The sequence below is a fragment of the Janthinobacterium sp. PLB04 genome (assembly GCF_021165895.1).
GTDB classification, from domain to species: Bacteria; Pseudomonadota; Gammaproteobacteria; order Burkholderiales; family Burkholderiaceae_D; genus Janthinobacterium; species Janthinobacterium lividum.
This window is the reverse complement of the sequence record NZ_CP088968.1, coordinates 4,586,744-4,607,674: the sequence shown is the minus strand read 5'-3', so window position 1 is coordinate 4,607,674 and position 20,931 is coordinate 4,586,744. Positions and strand designations below refer to the sequence as shown.

6 protein-coding genes are annotated in these 20,931 nt (G+C 65.9%); 4 read left to right on the top strand and 2 right to left on the bottom strand.

All coding sequences use genetic code 11. The features are described from left to right. The first annotated feature begins 33 nt into the window (after window positions 1-33). The gene (locus tag LSO07_RS20225) at window positions 34-945 is read left to right on the top strand and encodes an alpha/beta hydrolase (protein WP_225317367.1); all 912 of its coding nucleotides are present in this window, start codon (window positions 34-36) and stop codon (window positions 943-945) included. On the opposite strand, the gene LSO07_RS20220 is transcribed toward LSO07_RS20225, so the two are convergent. Next, on the bottom strand, window positions 930-3,980 hold the full coding sequence (locus LSO07_RS20220; RefSeq protein WP_225317366.1) for a hybrid sensor histidine kinase/response regulator: 3,051 nt from the start codon (window positions 3,978-3,980) through the stop codon (window positions 930-932). The two genes, LSO07_RS20225 and LSO07_RS20220, sit on opposite strands and share 16 nt — an antisense overlap. Here LSO07_RS20220 and LSO07_RS20215 point away from each other — a divergent pair. Then, window positions 3,979-4,608 (top strand): LysE family translocator, encoded by a 630-nt coding sequence (locus LSO07_RS20215; protein ID WP_151096411.1) that lies wholly within the window; start codon window positions 3,979-3,981, stop codon window positions 4,606-4,608. The two genes, LSO07_RS20220 and LSO07_RS20215, sit on opposite strands and share 2 nt — an antisense overlap. Here the strand turns inward: LSO07_RS20215 and LSO07_RS20210 are convergent. After that, on the bottom strand, window positions 4,571-5,308 hold the full coding sequence (locus LSO07_RS20210; RefSeq protein WP_225317365.1) for a YceI family protein: 738 nt from the start codon (window positions 5,306-5,308) through the stop codon (window positions 4,571-4,573). The two genes, LSO07_RS20215 and LSO07_RS20210, sit on opposite strands and share 38 nt — an antisense overlap. 588 nt (window positions 5,309-5,896) lie before the next feature. Between LSO07_RS20210 and LSO07_RS20205 the strand changes: the two genes are divergently transcribed. Both LSO07_RS20205 and LSO07_RS20200 read left to right on the top strand, forming a co-directional pair. After that, window positions 5,897-17,530 (top strand): DUF11 domain-containing protein, encoded by an 11,634-nt coding sequence (locus LSO07_RS20205; protein WP_191909737.1) that lies wholly within the window; start codon window positions 5,897-5,899, stop codon window positions 17,528-17,530. Between the two features lie 52 nt (window positions 17,531-17,582). Continuing rightward, a complete protein-coding gene (locus tag LSO07_RS20200) occupies window positions 17,583-20,888 on the top strand; it encodes a hypothetical protein (protein WP_151096409.1) in 3,306 nt (1,101 codons plus the stop codon). The last annotated feature ends 43 nt before the right edge of the window (window positions 20,889-20,931 follow it).

The following is a 20,931-nucleotide window of genomic DNA, read 5'->3' as shown; positions in this document are numbered from 1 at the left end:
ATGGCGTTTCATCGAATCCTGCGCGAGCGAGCCATGCAACGCCTGATGCTGTTGAGTCTTGTCCTTGTCCACCTGCACGCGGGCGCCGCGCCGGCCGGCGCGATTGTGCTGTGGCCCGGCGCGCCGCCCGGCGGCGCGGCGCCGGGCCCGCAGCGCGACAGCGCCAAAGGCTCGATTACGCAGGTCGATCAGCCCTACCTGATCGCCCACCGCCCGGCGCAGCCGAACGGCATGGCCATCCTGCTGGTCAGCGGCGGCGGCTATGCGCATATCGAGGCGGGCAAGGAGAGCGGCCCGGCCGCCAACTGGCTGCAGGCGCAGGGCATCACGGCGTTTGAGCTTGTGTACCGCTTGCCACGCGAAGGCGGCGGGGTGGCCGCGCCATTCCAGGATGGCCAGCGCGCCATGCGCGTGATCCGCGCGCGGGCGGCCGAGTGGGGCATCGATCCGGCGCGCATCGGCATGCTCGGTTTTTCCGCCGGCGGGCACCTGGCCGGCATGACGGCCGTGCAGCCTGACGCTTCCCGCTACGCGCCCGTCGACGCCATGGATGGCGTCTCCGCGCGGCCCGACTTTGCCGTGCTGCTGTACTCCGTGCTGACCATGCAAGCGCCATTCGACACGACGCACGCGAAGAAGCAGTTGCTGGGCGCCCATCCCACGCAGGCGGCGCGCGACGCCTTGTCGGTGGAGCTGCAGGTCGATGCGCGCACGCCGCCCGCTTTCATCGCGCAGGCGCTGGACGATCCCATTTCCCCACCCGAGAACAGCCGGCTGATGGCAGCAGCCCTGCGCCGCGCAGGCGTGCCCGTCGAGCTGCATTTGTTCCAGCACGGCGGCCATGGCTGGGGCCTGGGCAAGCCGGGCAGCGAGCCGGCCGCCTGGCCGCAGCTGCTGCTGGCATGGCTGCGGGCGCATGGCTGGATGGCTCAGCCGGCAGGCTGAGCTTCCAGGTCGCGCCGCGCCGCATCCAGCGCCGCCTGGAGCTGCGGCAGGAACTGCTCCACGTTATCGAGCTGGCCGTTCGATGCCAGGGTTTCCATCTGGTGGCACAGGCCGTGCAGGGTAGGGCGGCTCAGGTAGCCGGCGCTGCCCTTCAAGGCGTGGAAGGCGGCAGCGGCAGCGCTGGCGTTGCCGTCACGCACGGCGTGGCAGGCCAGGTCCAGGCGCCGCGGCGCCTCTGTCAGGAACGCTTGCGCGATGCGCTGCAAGTGCTGCGGCGACAGGCCAGCCAGCGGCAAAATATGCACGGGCGCCGTCATGGGATCGGCAGGCGCGGGTGGCTCGTCGGCGGCGCCTTCCAGACCGAACTGGCGCGCCAGGGCGTCGTCTTCTGTGGGCGTGGCAGGCGGCAGCGCGTGGCCGCGCGCCAGCAGCAGGTCGATGATGGCGTCGATTTTCTCGAACAGCAGCGCTTCGTCGACCGGCTTGCTGAGGAAGTCGTCCATGCCGGCGGCCAGGTAGCGTTGCCGGTCATGTTCGCTGGCGTTGGCCGTCAGCGCGAGGATGGGGATGTGCGCGTCGGGAATGGGGAATTGGGCGTTGCCGCCGTCGCGGATCAGGCGCGCGGCCTGTTCGCCATCCATCAGCGGCATGCGGCCATCCATCAGCACGCAATCGTAGGCGCCGGATCCCAGCGCGCGCAGTGCCTGCTCGCCGTTTTCCACGATGGTCACGTCATGCCCCATGCCTTCCAGAAGGGTGCCGATGATGATCTGGTTGGTGCGCACGTCTTCGGCGCACAGGATGCGCAGGCGGCAGGCGTGGCGCGCGTGGCGTGCGGGCCGGCGCGCGTCGGCCGCCGGCGCGCTGCCGTCTTGCAGCGGCAAGGTGAAATGGAAGCGCGAGCCGATGCCGACGCGGCTCTCCACGCCGATCATGCCATCCATCAGTTCGACCAGTTCCTTGCAGATGGCCAGGCCCAGGCCCGTGCCGCCGTAGCGGCGCGTGGTGGAATGGTCGGCCTGTTCGAATTTCTGGAACAAGCGCGGCAAGGTGTCCGCGTCGATGCCGGGGCCCGTATCGCTGATGATGAATTCGATGGCGCTGCGGCCATCGTGGCGCGGCGGCGTGCGGGCGCGCCGCACTTCCAGCAGCACTTCGCCATTGGCCGTGAATTTCAGCGCGTTCCCCAGCAGGTTGATGAGGATTTGCCGCAGGCGCGTGGGGTCCGCGCGCACGTAGCGCGGCAAGTCCAGCGCCAGTTCGCGCCGCAGCAGCAGGCTTTTCGCATCGGCCTGGCCCTGCACGATGCCGGCCGCGTCGCCGATCAGCGCCAGCAGGTCGAAGTCCACGGTTTCCAGGGTCAGCTTGCCCGCGTCGATCTTCGAGAAATCGAGGATGTCGTTGAGGATGGTCAAGAGCGACACGCCATTGTGCAGGCCGATGCGCAGGTATTCCTGAGTACGGCCACGTACAGACTGGTCGCGCAGGGCGAATTTCAGCATGCCGATGACCCCGGCCAGCGGCGTGCGGATGTCGTGGCTCATGGCGGACAGAAAATCGATGCGGTGGCGGCTGACCACTTCCGCGTGTTCCTTGGCCTTCAGCAGGGCGTCGTTACTGAGGGTGAGCGCCAAAGTCCGTTCCTGCACGCGCTGTTCCAGGTTGTTGCGCAGCAGGCGGATCTGGTCGGCCAGGGCAAACGCCAGCAGCAAGCCGTCGAAGGTGCCGCCGAGTAGGGTCACCAGTTGGGCGTTGGCCACCATGGCCGGCATCAGGCCCAGGTTGGCCGGCAGGATCAGAAAGCCGGGCAGCATCAGGGCGACGAAGGCCAGCACGAAGAAGCGCGCCGGCTGGTAGCCGCGGCACCAGACGACGACGCCGCAGATGAGCGCCAGCAGCATCCAGATGCTGATGACGATGGTGGCCAGGGTGTGGGCATACGACAGGGCGAAGAAGCAGCTGGGCAGGAGCAGCAAGGGCAGCACCAGATTGACCTTGCTGATGCGGTACAGCCGGGGCGAGTAGTCGCGCAAGCGCAGGAAGTGCGTGTAGAACAGGGTGCTGAAGACGGGCAGCAGGAAAAACGGCACGTAATGCAGCTGCAGCATGTGCCAGTCGAACAGGTCGGCAAAGACGTGGAAGGTCATGGCCCAGGCCAGGCCATAGGTCAGCACGTACAGCGCGTAATAGGCCGAGGCTTTTTCCAGGGTGATGGAAAAGATGAAGAAATTGAACAGGCCCAGCGCCAGCAGGGCGCCGATGGATGCCACCATCAGGAAGTTTTCCTTGCCCACCAGCTTGCGGTAATCCTGCTGCGTCTTCACGCCGAACATGGGCGCGCGCGCATAGTAGGGGCTGGAAAAGCGGATCAGGATGTCATATGTGGCGCCCGGCGCCAGCTGCACGTTCCTGCCGTAGTGCAATAGATACTCGTGCGGACGCTGGTAGCCCGTCAGCAGGGTCTGCGGCGCCGTCTGTGGCCCGGGGCCATACACGTGCAGATCGACCAGGTCGATCAGGGTATCGTTTGGGTCGATGACCCAGGCCGCTACGCTGCTGTCGTTGCGCACTTGCGCATGCAGCCAGTAGGCGCCGCCGAACAGGTCGACCTGTTCGGCCGGGCGCTGGCGCGCCAGCCAGGCGGGCAGGGCGGCCGCATCGGCAGGTGCGGCCTCACTTCCGGCGAGAAACAGTTGCCCACCGTTGCCCAGGTGCTGTATGCCTTGTTTGTTCAGGGGCAAGGGTGTCGCCTGCGCCGCACCCGCCAGGCCCAGCAGGCTGATCAGCAAGCTGAACAGAAGCGGCCAGCCGCATAGCCAGGCGCTGACGCGGGAGCTGGAAGCGCGGTGGCTGGATGGGGGCGGGTGGGCTGGCATCGATGGGTTTGGTGATGGTCGGGCGGGAAATGGCGGCAACGCCGTTTGCTGTGGAGTACCCATTTTAATCGACTCTCGGTGGCACACGGGCAATTTCATGTCCTGCCGGCATGGCGAGCGCTCCGGTATCATGGCGCCTTTTGCTTGCGAGATATTCATGCTCAGTCCTGACCAGTTCCTGGCCTTCCTGGCCGCCGCCGTCGTCATTACCGCCAGTCCCGGCCCCGACAACCTGATGGTGCTGGGCGTGGGCATGTCGCGCGGGCGCCGCCAGGGCATGGCGTTCGGCCTCGGTTGCGCCCTCGGCTGCCTTACGCACACCGTGCTGGCGACCATCGGCGTGTCGGCCTTGCTGGCGGCCTCGCCCACCGCATTTACCCTGCTGAAAGTGGCTGGCGGCCTGTACCTGGTGTGGCTGGGCATCGGCGCCTTGCGCAGCCGTGGCGGCGCAAAGGTCGATGGCGCGGCGGCCTTGCCCGACGAGTCCTTGCTGCGCCTGTTCGGCAAGGGCTTGTTTGCCAACAGTATCAATCCGAAAGTCGTGCTGTTTTTCCTCTCGTTCCTGCCGCAGTTCATCGTTGCTGGCCAGGGCAATGCCAGCTGGCAGACGGCGCAGCTGGGCCTGGTCTTCACGGCGCAGGCTTGCGTGCTGTTCGGCCTGCTCGGCTATTTTTCCGGCGCCGTCGGCAAGTGGCTGAACCGCCGCCCGCGCGCCGGCCTGTGGCTGGACCGCGTGGCCGGCACCATCTTCATCGGCCTGGGCTTGCGCCTGATCCTGGCGCGCTGATTTCCTGCCGGGCGGTGATGCGAAACGCCAGTTCCATCTGGTCCTGTACGGCCATGGCGCCGCCCAGGACGGTGAAGGGCACGATGCCGAAGTCGCTCTGTTTCAGCAGCAGGCTGCCGCTGGCCTGCAGGCGGCGTCCATCGGCCGCTTGTTCGATCCGTACCGGCAGCTGCACCGTGCGCGTCACGCCATGCAGGGTGATGTCGGCCTCGAGCACTTCCTTGTTGCCCGTGCGCCGGGCGTCGATGCGCACCCACGGATAGCGTTCCGCCTCGAGCACGCGCACCAGCATGTTGTGGCGCGTGCCGGCGATGGCGTCGGCCGACGGCGTCGTCGTCAAGCCGGCCGCCTGGCGCAGGCTTTCTTCATCCACACTCATCTCGTCTAGCCGGAACTGAAAGGCGGCGCGGCCCGGCGCGGGCGCCACCACGCCCTGCAGGCTGCGGCTGGCGATCACGTGGTCATGTCCGAGCCGCGCCAGCGCGCCGCCGCGGCGCACGGTGATGGTCAGCAGGGATTCTTGCGGGACGATGTGCAGCACCTGCACGCCCCGCTGTTGCCACGCTGGCGCTTGCATGGCTGGTGCCGGAACTGGCGCGGCTGGCAGCGAGGCGGCGGGCGGCGGCGCGAACGGGGTGCAGGCCGCGAGCAAGGCGCAGGCGCAGGCCAGCAGCGTGCGGCGGTGGGCGTGTGGCGTCAATGAGGACTCCTGGCAGTGGATTGCAACGGTATGGCGCAGGGCGCAATGGGGCGATAGTAAGCGATCCGGGCATCGGCGGGATAGTCGGTTCGCAAGCGCGTCCGTTTTTGCAAGACCAATTCGGCCTGCCGGATGTCCTGTTTCGCAGGGCGGCATGCGTGAATAAAATGAAATTGGTATTAACGCAGGTGTTTGAGAATGAATGGGAGTCAGTGCAGGATCGAATTATGGGCGCTTGGCCGCGGAAGAAAAATACGTATTGAAATAATTGGTGATATTTGGCATTAATAATTTCTTTTGAAAAACAAACTATGCATTTGATAGTTTCGCATGATTATGTAAATGATAATTTAAATATTATGTCGAGCTAATCAGTATGCGGCAGAAAATACAATCCCAGTATCACTACATGATTAATTTGATGATTGTGTTGTGAAATATCAACGAGATAATTTAATTTCTTTGTTGGAAACAAAAAAGTCACTGTTGTCGTACGCTTGAACTGTTACTTGTTCATATAATCATGACAATTAAATGTCATTTTTATATGTATCTGTGCTTGCCGCAGTACACTTCTTAGCGAACAACATGATCAAAACACCACAGGAAACGGCAGGCCGTTCCGGCCGCCATGCAGCTTTTTCGTCCTCCGGGCGCTACACGGGGATGCTGGCCGCGATAGTCCGCCGCACCCGCTTGCCCCAGTTTTCCAAGTGTCATGTCGTTCCGCTGGCCCTGGCTTCCCTGCTGCTGGGCGCCGCCGCGCCCGCCAGTGCGCAAGTGCTGTGGGAGGATTACCGGGGCGTCGAGCGGGTGCCGGCCAATCCGCTCGCGCCCAATTACAACAATGGCTTCAACGCGGGCAGCGCTGGCCGGCTCGCCAGTTTGGCGGCGCTGGCCACCAATCCTCCCGCCAACGCGGCGCGCATGGGTACCTCGCCGCAGCTGGACTGGGCCAATGGCACGGCCGGCAATCCTGCGCAATTATGCAACCTCGACACACAGCAAACGTCGGCTGCCTGCCGGGCCTGGATCATGGGCCGGGTGATGTACACGCTGGTGGTCTTTCCACAGGCGGGAAATTACAAATTCAGCGTTGCGCATGATGATGACGTGAAAGTCGATTTCTCGACCCAGTATTCGACGAATTACCGCAATACCGTGTACAACGTGCCCGTGGGCAGCGTGGCCGAATATTCGAATAATGAAACGGATTTTCAGAATCTGGCCGGCAATTTCAATAGCGCCACGCCGGGCGGCTGTTATCTGGCCCGCGTCCTGTGGAATAACGTGGGCGGCATCAATTATTTGCACATGCGTTGGACGCGTCCTGACAATGTGACGGAAATTATTCCCGCAGCGCAATTGCGCGATCCCAGCCTGGCCAGTTCCTATGCCAATTGCACCAATAGCAAGACCGACCTGGCCGTCGGCAAGGCGGGCCCGGCGCAGTTCTCTGTCGGCAAGCCCTTGAGCTATACCGTGAAAATCTGGAACCGCGGCCCGGCCCTCAGCACGGGCGCTGCCTTCAACGATATATTGCCAGCCAGCTTGAGCAATGTCAGCTGGACTTGCGCCGCCAGCGGCAGCGCTTCCTGCGGCACGAAAACCTCGGGTTCGGGCAGCAACAGCGTCGGTATTACCTTGGGTAATTTGCCCGTGAATGCGGCCGTCAGCGACCCCACCACGGGTTCTTATCTGACCGTGACGATCACGGCCACGCCGGGCGACGCCGCCAGCATCGTGAATACGGCCAATGTGATCGTCTCGCCCAATGAAACGGATAGCGATCTCAGCAACAACAGCAGCAGTACCACGGCCACGGTCAGGACGAATACCTTGACGGTGCTCAAGGTGCTGGCGCCCGCCAGCGACAGCGGCCTGTTCATCATGAATGCCAACGGCACGGCTGGCGCGCAGGGCGGCAACGGCGCCACGGCCAGCGCCGTAGTGCGAATTGGCAACCTCGCGACGTTCGCGGAAAGCGCGGGCACGGCCACCATCCTGGCCCAGTACCAGAGCAGCTACAGCTGCGCGCGCACGGATACGGCCGCCGTCATTTCCAGCGGCGCGGCCAACGCGGGCAACCTCACCATGCCGGAAGCCCCCGTCACGTGTACCATCAGCAATCGCCGCCTGCAGGCGGACATGCAGGCGGTCACCACCGTGCCGCCCGGCCCCTACAATGCGGGCAGCGCCATCACCGTCACGGGCGTGTGCACGAATAACGGCCCCGACAACGCGGCCGCGCCCACCTGCGTGATGAGCGGCTTGCCGGCCGGCGCCACGCCCAGCTGCAGCGCGCCCGTGTCGCCCTTCATTCCCGGCTCGCGCATCAATTGCAGTTCGACCTTCAACCTGCCCGCCAGCGGCAGCCTGACGATCACCACGACGGCCGGCTCGACTACGCTGGACCCGATCCCAGCGAATAACCTCGACAGCGAGCCGCTGGGCGTCGTCAGCCCGCTCGCGCGCGTGCAGAAAACCGTCGACAAGGCGACCGCCACGGTGGGCGACACCGTGCAGTGGACCTTGAGCGCCGCTAACACGGGCACGGGCGCCACCACGGCGGCCCTGACCCTCGCCGATACCCTGCCGGCCAACCTGGCCAGCATCGTCGTCACGCCCACGGCGCCCACCACCTGCGCGGCGCTGGCCGGCAACACGCTCACCTGCACGGTGCCGTCCGGCCTGGCGCCGGGCGCCAGCGCCCAGGTGATCGTCAGCGCCAGCCCCACGGCGGCAGGCAATTTCATCAACAGCGTGCTGCCGTCGGGAGGCAACGGCGCCAGCTGCGTCACGCCGGCCGCCTGCCAGACGACGACCGTCGTCAGCAAGCCGCTGGTCGACGTGACCACGACACTGAACGGTTTCCCCGGCACGTCGAACGCGGGCGATGTCATCGCTGGCGTCGTGACCTATGCCAATCTGGGACCGGGCGCGGCCGAAGGCGTGACGTACAGCCTGCAACTGGCCGCAGGGCTGGCCGGCGTGTCGGTCACTGGCGTGAGCGGCGCGTATGACGCGGGCACCGGCCTGATCACGTTCACGGGCTTGCCCGCGACCCTGGCGCCGGGACAGAGCGTCAGTTTCAACCTGTCGTACACCCAGCCGGGCAGCAATATTTCCTCGGTAACCAGCATCATCGCCACCACTTCCACCGAGGTGGCGAACGATTATCCGAACACGGCCACGGTGACGGTGCCGGGACCGAACGTGCGCGTCACCAAGACGGCCGACAAGGCCACGGCCAACGTGGGTGAGAATATCGTCTGGACGATCACGGCCAGCAATACGGGCAATGTCGCCAACCAGGGCGTCGTCAGCCTCGCCGATTTGCTGCCGCCGAACCTGGTGGTGACCAGCGTGGTGGCCGCACCGGGCGTGACGTGCCCGCCGCTGGCCAGCTGGGTGGCGTCGAGCACGCAGACGTGTACGGTCGCTGCCGGCCAACTGGCCGCCCTGAATGGCAGCCGCACGGTGATCATCACCGCACACGCCACGGCCGCTGGCAGCCTGTCGAACCGCATCATGCCCAGCGGTCCGGACAACCCGGCTTGCAGCTCGGCCAGCGTATGCCAGACGACGAGCACCATCACCAGTCCGAAAGTAGCGGTGAAGAAAACCGTCGACCATGCCAGCGTGAATATCGGCGCGTCCCTGAGCTGGAGCGTCGTGGCGACGAACAGCGGCGATGGGGTGAGTACCGCGCCCATCACCCTGACCGATACCTTGCCGGCCAATCTGGCGAGCCTGAACGTGGCGCTGGTTGGCAGCGCCACCTGCGCCGTGCCAGCGGGGAATATACTCACCTGCACGGTGCCAGCCGGCCTGGCCGCGAACGGCGGCATTGGCGGCTTTACCGTCACGGCCCAGCCCACGGCTGCCGGCACCTATGCCAATAGCGTCGTGCCGTCCGGTCCCGACAACCCGACGTGCGCCACGGCCGGCGATTGCGCCACCACCAGCACGGTGACCAGCCCCAGCGTGGCCGTGACGAAAAGCGTCGACAGGACCACCGTCAACCTGGGCGACACCATCACCTGGACCTTGAAAGCGCGCAATAACGGCAGCGGTCCGACGAACGCGGTCATTACATTGACGGACAGCTTGCCCGCCAATGTGGGCGCGCTACAAATATTGCCCGTTGCGCCAGCATCATGCGGCGTGCCGGTCGGCACCACGCTCACGTGCAGCGTGCCGGCTGGCCTGGCCGCCAACACGGAAGCGAGCATCGTCGTGAAAGCCGTGGCCAATGCGCCGGGCACGGTGGCCAACAGCCTCGTGCCTTCCGGCCCCGACAGTCCTGCCTGCGCCACGCCGGGCGTGTGCCAGACAACGACGACCGTCACCAGCCCGAACGTGAGCGTGAAGAAAACCGTCGACAAGGCCACGGTCAACGTGGGCGAGACGATCACCTGGACCTTGACTGTCAGCAATAGCGGCACGGGCGCCAGCACGGGCGCGGTGACCTTGAACGATACCTTGCCGGCCGGCTTGACGAATGTCGTCGTCAGCCCGCAGTCGCCCGCCACCTGCACCCCGCTGGCCGGCGCTACCCTGACGTGCAGCGTGCCGGCCGGCCTGGCCGCGGGCGCTTCCGCCAGGGTGTTCGTGAGCGCCACGGCCACCCTGGCCGGCGCCGCCGTCAACAGCGTGGTGCCGGGCGGTCCCGATAACCCGGCCTGCGTGCAGCCCGGCGATTGCGGCACCACCACCACGGTGGTCAAGCTGCTGGTCGACGTCACCACCACCCTGAATAATTTCCCGCCGAATACGCTGGCGGGCGACACGATTTCCGGCACCGTCACCTATGCCAACGTGGGACCGGGACCGGCCGAAGGCGTGACGTACACCCTGCAACTGACGCCGGGCCTGGCCAACGTCACCTTGACGGGCGCAGTGGGCAGCTACAATCCCGCCACGGGCGTCGTGACCCTCAGCGGCTTGCCTGCGACCCTGGCGAATGGCCAGAGCACGAGCTTCAATGTCGGCTATACGCAGCCGGCCGACAACCTGTCGACGGTGACGTCGACGATCGCCACCACCTCGGTGGAAGTGGCGAACGACTTGCCGAACACGGCCATGGCGACCGTGCCCGGTCCCATCATCCGCGTGACGAAACTGGCCGACAAGACGACGGCCAACGTGGGCGAGACGGTGACGTGGACCATCACGGCGACGAACACGGGCAGCCTGGGCAACCTGGGCGTGGTGACCCTGACGGATATCCTGCCGGCCAACGTGACGGTACTGGCCGTGACGCCGGGCGCTGGCGTGACGTGTCCGCCGCTGGCCAGCTGGCTGGCCAACAGCGCGCAAGCGTGCACCATCGCCCCCGGCCAATTGGCCGCCGTGAATGGCAGCCGCAGCATCACCATCAGCGCCACGGGAACGGCAGGCGGCAGCCTGGGCAATAAAGTGCTGCCGAGCGGACCGGACAATCCCGCCTGCGCGCAGGCTGCCTCGTGCCAGACCACGACTACCATCCTCAGTCCGCAGGTGGCCGTGCGCAAGACCGTCGACAAGAGCAGCATCAATGTCGGCGACGCGCTGACGTGGACCATTGCCGTGGCGAACACGGGTACGGGTGCGACGCGCGGCGTCATCACCCTGACCGATACCTTGCCCGCCAACCTGACCTTATGGCAAGTCCTGCCATCGGCGCCGGCCACCTGCGCCGTGCCGAATGGCAACCAGCTGGTGTGCGCGATTCCCGCCGGCATGGCCGCAGGTTCCACCTTGAATATCATCGTCAAGGGCCTGGCCACGGCGGCTGGGGCCTTCGTCAATACGGTGGTGCCGAGCGGTCCGGACAACCCGGCCTGTCTGCAGCCCGGCGATTGCAGCACCACCAGCACGGCCGTGAAACTGCTGGTCGACGTGACCACCACCCTGAACGGCTTCCCCGGCAGCACGCATGCCGGCGACACGATTGCCGGCACGGTGACCTTCAGCAATATCGGTCCCGGCGCGGCCGAAGGCGTGAGCTACAGCCTGCAGCTGGCGCCCGGCCTTGCCGGTGTCACCTTGAATGGCGTGACGGGCAACTATAATGCAGGGTCGGGCCTGGTGACGCTCACCGGCGTACCCGCGACCCTGGCGCTGGGGCAGGGCTTCAGCTTCCAGCTTGGCTACACCCAGCCGGCCAGCAATCTGTCGACCGTGGTCAGCCGCATCGCCACGACGTCGACGGAAGTGGCGAACGACCAGCCGAACGTGGCGACCGTCACCATGCCTGGTTCCATCATTCGCGTCAGCAAGACGGCCAACAAGGCCGTGGCAAACGTGAACGAGGAAATCATCTGGACGATTACGGCCAGCAACACGGGCAGCCTGGCCAACCAGGGCGCCGTGGTACTGACGGACTTGCTGCCGCCAAATATTGTCATCACGGCAGTGACGCCTGACAGCGGCGTGACGTGTCCGCCGCTGGCCAGCTGGGTCGCCAACAGCAGCCAGAGCTGCAGCGTGGCTATCGGCCAGCTGGCGGCAGGCAATGGCCAACGCCAGATCGTGCTGACCGGCAAGGCCAGCGCGGGCGGCAGCCTGGCGAACCAGTTGATGCCGAGCGGTCCGGACAATCCGGCCTGCTTCCAGGCCAGCAGTTGCCAGACCAATACCACCATCACCAGCCCGGCTCTGGCGCTGAAAAAGACCGTCGACAAGATTGCGCTGAATATCGGCGATAGCCTGAGCTGGAGCATCACCTTGGCCAACACGGGCACGGGTGCCAGCACGGCCGTTGCCACCGTAACGGACACCTTGCCGGCCAGCCTGGCGGATATCGTCGTCACGCCCGCCGCGCCCGTCACCTGCGCGCCGCTGGCCGGCAATATCCTGACGTGCAGCGTGCCGGCCGGCCTGGCCGCAGGCAGTGCCGCCACGCTGCAAGTGACGGCGCGCGCCGTCGCCGCCGGCAGTCTGGCCAATAGCGTCAGCGTCAGCGGTCCGGATACCCCCGTTTGCCTGCAGGCGGGCGATTGCGGCACCACCAGCACGGTCAGTTCGCCCCTGTTGACGGCGAGCAAAACCGTCGACAAGACCGTGGCCAACGTGGGCGACACCCTGATATGGAGCCTGAGCTTGCGCAATACCGGCACGGGGCCCAGCACGGCCATCGCTACCCTCAGCGATACCTTGCCTGCAGGCCTGGCGAACGTGCTGGTCACGCCGGTGGCGCCCGTCACTTGCGCCGTACCGGTGGGCAATGTCGTCACGTGCAGCGTGCCGGCCGGCCTGGCCGCAGGCAGCGCCGCCAGCGTCAAGCTGAGCGCCACGGCCACCGCATCGGGCAGCCTTGTCAACGTGCTGGTACCCGGCGGGCCGGACAATCCCGCCTGCGCCGTTCCCGGCGATTGCCAGACCACCACGGTGGTGTCGAAACTGCTGGTCGACGTGACCACGACCTTGAACGGCTTCCCCGCCAGCAGCAATGCGGGCGACGCCATCCGTGGCGTGGTGACGTTTGCCAATACGGGGCCGGGCGTGGCGGAAAATGTCACTTACAGCCTGCAGCTGGAAACGGGCCTGGCCGGCGTATCGCTCAGCGCCATCAGCGGCGCGCCCGGCATCAGCGGCGCCTACAACAGCAGCACGGGCCTGTTCGTGCTGAGCGGCTTGCCGGCCACCCTGATCGCGGGGCAGAGCGCCAGTTTCAACCTGTTCTACACCCAGCCGGCCAGCAACAGTTCGCGCATCAGCAGCGTGGTGGGCACCAGTTCCACGGAAATCGTCAATGACTTGCCGAACACGGCGACGACGAATTTGCCAGGCCCCGTAATCCGCGCCAGCAAGACGGTCGACAAAGCGAACGCGGCCGTGGGCGATATCCTGACCTGGACCATCACGGCGGTCAACACGGGCAACTTGCCGAATCAAAACCCGGTCGTCGTCAGCGACGTGCTGCCCGCCAACATCGTCATCGTCAGCGTGACGCCCGATGCGGGCGTCACGTGTCCGCCGGCGGCCAGCTGGACGCCAGGCAGCGTGCAGGCGTGCACGGTGGCGGCAGGTCAATTGGCCGCCAGCAATGGCAGCCGCAAGATCGTCGTCACGGGCCGGGGCTCAGTGGGCGGCAACCTGTCGAACCGCGTCGTGCCCTCCGGCGGCGACAATCCCGCCTGCGACACTGCCAGCGCCTGCCAAGCCACGAGCACCCTGGTGGCGCCGCAAGTCGCGGTGCGCAAGAGCGTCGACAAGAGCAGCGCCAACGTGGGCGACTTGCTGACCTGGACCATTACCGCCAGCAATGGCGGCACGGGCGCGACCAAGTCCGCCATCGTGCTGACCGACAACTTGCCAGCCGGCGTCAGCGGCGTACAGGTGTTGTCGACGCAACTGGCCACCTGCGCGCCAGTGGCCGGCAATATCGTCACCTGCAGCGTGACGGCTGGGCTGGCGCCAGGCGGACAGGCGCAAGTCGTGCTGCGCGCCACAATAAGCGCCGCCGGCGTGCTGCAAAACACGGTGTTGCCTGCCGGTCCCGACAACCCCGTGTGTATCCAGGCGGCCGATTGCACTACCAGCACCACAGCCATCAAACTGCTGGTCGACGTGACGACCACCTTGAACGGTTTCCCCGGCACCACCAATGCGGGCGACCAGATCAACGGTATCGTGACCTTCAGCAATGCGGGCCCTGGCACCGCCGAGAACGTGACGTACAACCTGAAACTGGCGCAGGGCCTGATGGGGGTGACCTTGAGCGGCGCCGTGGGCAACTATGACGCCGTCAGCGGCATGCTGACGGTACAGGGTTTGCCGTCCAGCCTGGCGCTGAACGACGTGCACAGCTTTGGCCTGTCCTATATCCAGCCGGCCAGCAATGTGTCGACCATCGTCAGCATCATCGCCACCAGTTCCACGGAAGTGGCGAACGACTTGCCGAATACGGCAACGGTGACCATGCCGGGTCCCGTGATCCGCGTCACGAAGAGCACCAGCACGGTCAACGCCAACGTGGGCGACAGCATCGTCTGGACCATCACGGCCGTCAACAGCGGCGGCGTGGCCAACGCGGGCATCGTGACCCTGGCCGATATCCTGCCGGCGAATATCTCCGTGCTGGCCGTCAATGCCGACGCCGGTGTGACGTGTCCGCCGCTGGCCAGCTGGGTCGCGAACAGCGTGCAAAGCTGCCGCATTGCGGCAGGTCAATTGGCAGCCGTGAATGGCGCGCGCAGCGTGCGCGTGACGGCCACCGGCACCCTGGAAGGCAATCTGTCGAACCGTGTCATGCCGAGCGGTCCGGACAATCCGGCCTGCGCGCAGGCCAGCAGCTGCGAATCGAGCGTGGTGCTGACGGGGCCGAAAGTGGCCGTCAAGAAAATCGCCAACCGCGCGGCCGCCAACGTGGGCGAGACCGTGGTGTGGACGATCAGCGCCACCAACTCGGGCAGTGGTCCCACGCGCGCCGCCATGATCCTGGTCGATACCTTGCCGGCCGGCTTGACGAATGTGGTGGTGACGCCGCTGCGCGCCACCTGCGCGCCCGTGGCCGGCAATGTGCTCACCTGCAGCGTGCCTGCCGGCCTGATCGGCAATGGCGGCGAAGCCAGCGTGGAAGTGTCGGCCACCGTCACCCAGGCAGGCAGCGCGCGCAACAGCGTCGTGCCATCGGGTCCCGATGCGCCGCTGTGCCTGACCCCAGGCGATTGCCAGACCAGCACCAATGTCACCAGCCCCAGCGTGATGGTGAAGAAAGTGGCGGACAAGGCCAACGCCAGCATCGGCGACACCGTCAGCTGGACGATCACGGCCGCCAACGGTGGCAGCGGCGCCACCACGGCGGCCATCGTCCTGACGGATGACCTGGCTACCAGCCTGACGGACATCGCCGTCACGCCAGCCGCCCCCACCGTGTGCGCACCGCTGGCGGCAAATAAACTGGTCTGCACGGTGCCGGCCGGCCTGGCGCCCAATGCCGTGGCCGCCGTCACCGTCAGCGCGAAAGTGGCCGCCAGCGGCAGCTTGAGCAATACCATCGTGCCGACCGGCACGGACTTGCCGCGTTGCGCGCAAGCATCCGATTGCACGGCCGTCACGGAAGTGGCGAATCCGGCCATCGGCGCGGCGCTGGGCGTGGGCAAGGTGACCCAGCTGTCGGCCAAGGTCTTCAACGTGCCGTACACGGTGGTCGTCAAGAATGTGGGCAAGGGCACGGCATCGAACGTGCAGGCGCTCGACAGCCTGCGCGCCGCCTTCCCCGAGCCGGTGGCGTGCCGCATCGTCACGCCGCCTGCCGCTCCGGCCATCGGCGGCAGCAGGCAGCTGGCCGTCAACCCGGGCTTCACGGGCGGCTGCGGCGGCAGCGATCTGCGTTTGCTCAGCGGTGATGCGGCCCTGGCCGAAGGCGAACTGAGCGTCATTACTTTCACCGTGGAAATCACCGTGCAAGACAGCAGCGCGCCGCAGTACAACAACAGCGTGTTTGCCAGCGCCCTGGGCGGCAACATCGCCAACGGTGGCGGCAGCATCAGCGTGCCGCCGGCGCCGGCGGCGGGCGCCATCGCCGCCAATCCGGCCTACACGCCGCCGGCGGGCAGCCTGGTGTTTGACGCTTCCAACAATGGCGGCGGCCATGCGGGCGCCGTGGCCACGGCCGCCGACGTGGCCGCACTGGCGGAAAAGGTCGACCCGAACCGCAACGGCAATGCGTCGGAAACCGTGGGCGGCGTGCCGTTCACGGGTGAAGACACGCCCACGCCCGTGGTCTTGCTGCGCCAGGTGGTCGATGTCATCAAGGCGGTTTCGGCCCAGCAGCAAGTCGATGCCAGCAAGTTCGAGATCAACTACACGGTGCAGGCGGCCAACCGCTATCCTGCCGGTTACCCGACCTCGACCATGGTGCAGGTGGCGGAAAACCTGAGGGCCGTCTTCCCCACGGCCACCAGCGTCACCCTCAAGCCGGGCAGCCTGGCCGTTACGGCGCGGCCCGCCAGCGCCACGGCCTGCGTCGCCAATCCCGACTTCAACGGTGCCACCGTGTTTGGCTTGTTGAATGGCAAGGGTGACTTGCAGCCGCAGGAAAGCTGCAGCATCGGCTTCACCGTGCTGGTCGACTTCGGCAGCGTGGCGGCGATTCCCACGGTGCCGCAATTGAACCAGGTATATGCGAGCACCATGTTCGGCACGGATGGCGGTGGCATGAACATCGGCCACAGCTACAGCGGCACGGGTACGTCGACGACGCCGGTGGCCCCGGCCAGCGTGCTGGCCCTGGCCAGTTCGGCCGATACCTTGCTGCTGCCGGCCACGCCCGGCGCGACGCCGCCGAGCTTTACGCCCGTGGTGTTCAACACGACGGACAAGCCGATGTTGTTGATCAGCAAGAGCGTCAACAAGACGCAAGCCGAGATCGGCGACAGCCTGCAATACACGATCGAGGTGAAGAACACGGGCGTGGCGACGGCATTCGGAGTCAGCGTGCTCGATAAACTGCCGGCCGGTTTCCGCTACATCGATGGCACCACCACGCGCAACAATGTGGTGCAGCCGGATCCGTCCGGCAAGCCGGGGCCGCAGCTGAGCTTCAAGCTGGAATCCCTGGCGCCGAACGCCAGCGCCAGCTTCCGCTACCGCCTGCGCGTGGGCGTCGGTTCGCTGCAGGGCGACGGCGTCAACCGCGCCCAGGCAACGACCACCAACGGCCCGCCGTCGAACGAAGCGCGCGCGAAAGTGAAAGTCACGGGCGGCGTGTTCACCACGGATGCCTGCCTCGCCGGCAAGGTGTTTGTCGACTGCAACAACAACCACGTGCAGGACGGCGAGGAGCTGGGCATTCCGGGCGTGCGCCTGTACATGGAAGATGGCACGAACTTCACCACGGACGTGGAAGGCAAGTACAGCTATTGCGGCATCACGCCAAACAGCCATGTGATCAAGGTCGATGGAGCGACCCTGCCACGTCTGAGCCGCATGATGGAAGCGTCGAACCGCAACCTCGGCGACCCGCACAGCCTGTTCCTCGATACCAAGAACGGCGAACTGCTGCGCGCCGACTTCATCGAGGGCTCATGCTCGAATCCCGTGCTCGAGCAAGTCAAGGCGCGCCGTGCCCAGGGCGAAGTGCGCAGCGTGGAAAGGGAGGGCAGGGGACCGGGACTGAGTTTCAGCAGCCAGCCGGCCGCCGCACCGGCCCAGGCGACGGACAGCGCCAACCAGCCTGTCGTCGCGCCCCGCCTGGTCACGCCAGCCGATGGAGGCAGCCATGCGCAATAAGCCTCTTGCACCTTACTTGCCGCTTGCCAATGCCGCCAAAGAGAAACAATCCATGAAGAGAACGCTCCCCGCGCCCCGGCGCATGGCCGCCGCACTGGCCCTGCTGGCATTCCCGGCCGCCAGCCTGGCGCAACTGCCCTTGCCGGAGCATGCGGCAGGCTCCATCGTGGCGGCGCCGTCCTTCCTCGCCGGCAAGGTCGGCGGCACCGATTACGCCATCAACCGGGGCGTGGCGCGCATCGCCGTCGAGACGGATCACGGCGAGGCACCGGCCGATGGCCAGAGCCCCGTCAAGGTGACGGTCAGGCTGTATGACGCGCAGGGCAAGCCCCTGGCGGGCACGGCCTTGCTGACCATCGAGGCCAGCGGCGGGCGTATCCTGCTGCCCGGCGCGCGGACTGATGAACTGGGCCCGGAACGGCGCGACGCCGACAGGGTCACGCCCGGCACCCAATTGACGGTGGAGGATGGTGTAGCGAGCTTCAGCCTGCTGGCTCCGGCCACGCCGCAGGACGTGCTGCTGCGCGTGTCGGCCGGTGCCGTGGCGGCGCAGGGCACGATCAGTTTCTTGCCGGAACTGCGCGACATGCTGGCCGTGGGCTTGATCGACGGCATCATCAGCAAGCGCAGCCTGTCGAGTAGCGACATTTCGCCGTCGCGCTTCAATGATGGTTTCGAACGCGACATCGTGCGCTGGAGCCGCGCCTTCAACAACGGCAAGGCCAACGTGGCGGGCCGCGCCGCGATGTTTTTAAAAGGGACGATCCGTGGCGACGCCTTGCTGACGGCCGCCTACGACTCGGACAAGGATACGCGCGCGCGTCTCATGCGCGACGTCAATCCGGAAGAGTTTTATCCCGTCTACGGCGACAGTTCCGTGCGCAATTTCGACGCCCGCTCCAGCGACCGCCTGTACGTGCGCATCGACCAGCAGAAAAGCTATGTGCTGTACGGCGACTTTGCCACCGGCGACGGCTTCAGCCAGATGACGGGCGGCGGCGCCGTGGCCAACTTGCAGCAGAGAAAACTGGGCCAGTACAACCGCACGGCCACGGGCGGGCGCGGCCATTACGAGCGGGATGGCATCGTCGCGAATGCCTTCGCCATCAACGATAGCCTCAAGCAGGTCGTCGAGGAATACCGGGCGAACGGCACGTCGGGGCCGTTTGCCGTGCGCAACAACAACGCCATCGAAAACTCGGAAAAGATCGAGATCGTGGTGCGCGACAAGAATCAGAACGGCAATATCGTGCAAGTGACGCAGTTGCGCCGTTTCGAGGATTACAGCTTCGAGCCGTTCAGCGGACGCATCCTGTTCAAGCAGGCGATCCCCGCGCTGACGCCGAATGGCGACCCGCAATCGATCCGCATCAGCTACGAGGTGGACCAGGGCGGCGAAAAATTCTGGACCCTGGGCGTGGATGGGCATGTGCAACTGGGCAAGATGGTGTCGCTCGGCGGCTCGGCCGTGGAAGATAAAAACCCCTTGTCGCCGTATAAATTGCACAGCGTCAATGCGGGCTTGCGCTTCGGTGAGCACAGCCTGCTGGTGCTCGAAGTGGCGCGCACCACGTCCACCAGCTACAGCGCTGGCGGCAGTATCTACACGACGCCGTCCGGCCAGGCGGGCGAGCTGCGCGATGAAGTCAGCGGCAATGCGGCCCGGGTCGAGTTGCAGCACAAGGATGACAAGCTGGAAGCGAAAGCCTACTGGAACCGTTCCGACAGGGATTTCAACAATACGGCGGCCGGCATCACGGGCGGACGGGGCGAGGCGGGCGTGAAGGCGGGCTACAAGCTCAGTCCCGCCGTCACCGTGTATGGCGAGGCCATCCGCAGCGATGAGCGCAGCACGGATGCGCGCCGCGATGCGCAGCGCCTGGGCGTGGCGTGGAACGCCAGCGAACGCTGGCTGCTCGACGTGTCCGTCCAGCACATGAAGGAGAGTGGCGGCATGCCGTCGACGGCCGGCATCGCGCCGAATACCTCGCCGCTGGGCACGGGCCTCAATCCCACGGGCGGCTTCTTCGGCAACGGCACGGCCAATACGGCCATCGACCCCGTCACGGGCGGCAGCATCACCACGTTTGCGCCGATCAATCCCGGCGCTGGCACGGGCACGACGGCGCCGCTGGACGCCACCACCGTGCGCCTGGGGGCGCAATACAAGGCCACGGAGCGCTGGACGCTGAATGGCGACGTGGAAAAAAGCGTCTCCGATGCGGACCAGCACCGCTACGGCCTGGGCGCGCAATACCAGCTGGCCGAACGCAGCCGCCTGTACGCGCGCTATGAAAACCAGACGGGGCTGGCATCCGCCTACTCGCTCAATCCGGCCGACCGCAGCACCAGTTTCATCGCCGGCGCGGATACGGGCTACATGCCGGGCGGCACCGTGTTTGGCGAGTACCGCATGCGCGACGCCATGGATTACAGCCTGAGCAACCAGCGCGACCTGCAACTGGCGTCCGGCTTGCGCAACACGTGGAACCTGGGCGAGGGGCTGGCGGCGAACACGAATATCGAATACCTGAAAGTCATGAACGGCCAGCAACAGCAAGCCGTGGCCGTGGCGGCGGGATTCGACTATGCCGTCAATCCCCTGTGGCGCGGCTCCGTCAAGCTCGAGTACCGGCGATTGTTCGACAGCGAGATCGCGCCGGGCAACCAGCGCCAGGATCAATGGCTCAATACCATCGCCTGGGCGCGCAAGCTGAGCCGCGATTGGACTTTGCTTGCGCGTAATTACCTGCTGTACACGCGCAACAACGACGACGCCAGCGGCGCGCCTGTCGGCAACGTGCTGCAGGATAGGGCGCAGCTGGGCTTTGCCTGGCGCCCCGTGGACGACAACCGTTTCAACGGCCTGGCCCGCTACGAGTACAAGACCGTGCGCGACCAGTCGCAGATCGATGGCGACAATTACCGCGCGCATATTGTTTCCACGCACCTCGATTACCACCCCAGCCGTCCGTGGTGGTTCACGGGCAGGGTCGCCGCCAAGCACAACAACGACAAGAACCTGCCTGCCGGGCAAGAGAAATACACGGCATGGCTGTTTTCAGGGCGCACCGTGTACGACATCAGCAAGCACTGGGATATCGGCGTGCTGGCGGCCGTGATGGGCAGCCCGCAAGGGGGCAGCCGCCAGTGGGCCAATGGCGTCGAAGTGGGCTATCTGCTGGCGCAAAACCTGTGGCTGTCGGCCGGACACAACTGGTCGGGCTTTTCCGACCGCGACCTGACGGGCGCCGACTACACGGCGCGCGGCCCCTATCTGCGCCTGCGCTTCAAGTTCGATGAAAACCTGTTCAAAGGCAAAGACGCCACCATCAACCGTACCCTGGCCCGGCCATGAAAACTACCATGACTCCGAAAATGACACCGACGATGACACCGAC

Coding starts and splice junctions, on each gene's coding strand:
- LSO07_RS20225 (WP_225317367.1), top strand. CDS start 34: ATGCAACGCCTGATGCTGTTGAGTCTTGTCCTTGTCCACCTGCACGCG.
- LSO07_RS20215 (WP_151096411.1), top strand. CDS start 3,979: ATGCTCAGTCCTGACCAGTTCCTGGCCTTCCTGGCCGCCGCCGTCGTC.
- LSO07_RS20220 (WP_225317366.1), bottom strand. CDS start 3,980: ATGAATATCTCGCAAGCAAAAGGCGCCATGATACCGGAGCGCTCGCCA.
- LSO07_RS20205 (WP_191909737.1), top strand. CDS start 5,897: ATGATCAAAACACCACAGGAAACGGCAGGCCGTTCCGGCCGCCATGCA.
- LSO07_RS20200 (WP_151096409.1), top strand. CDS start 17,583: ATGAAGAGAACGCTCCCCGCGCCCCGGCGCATGGCCGCCGCACTGGCC.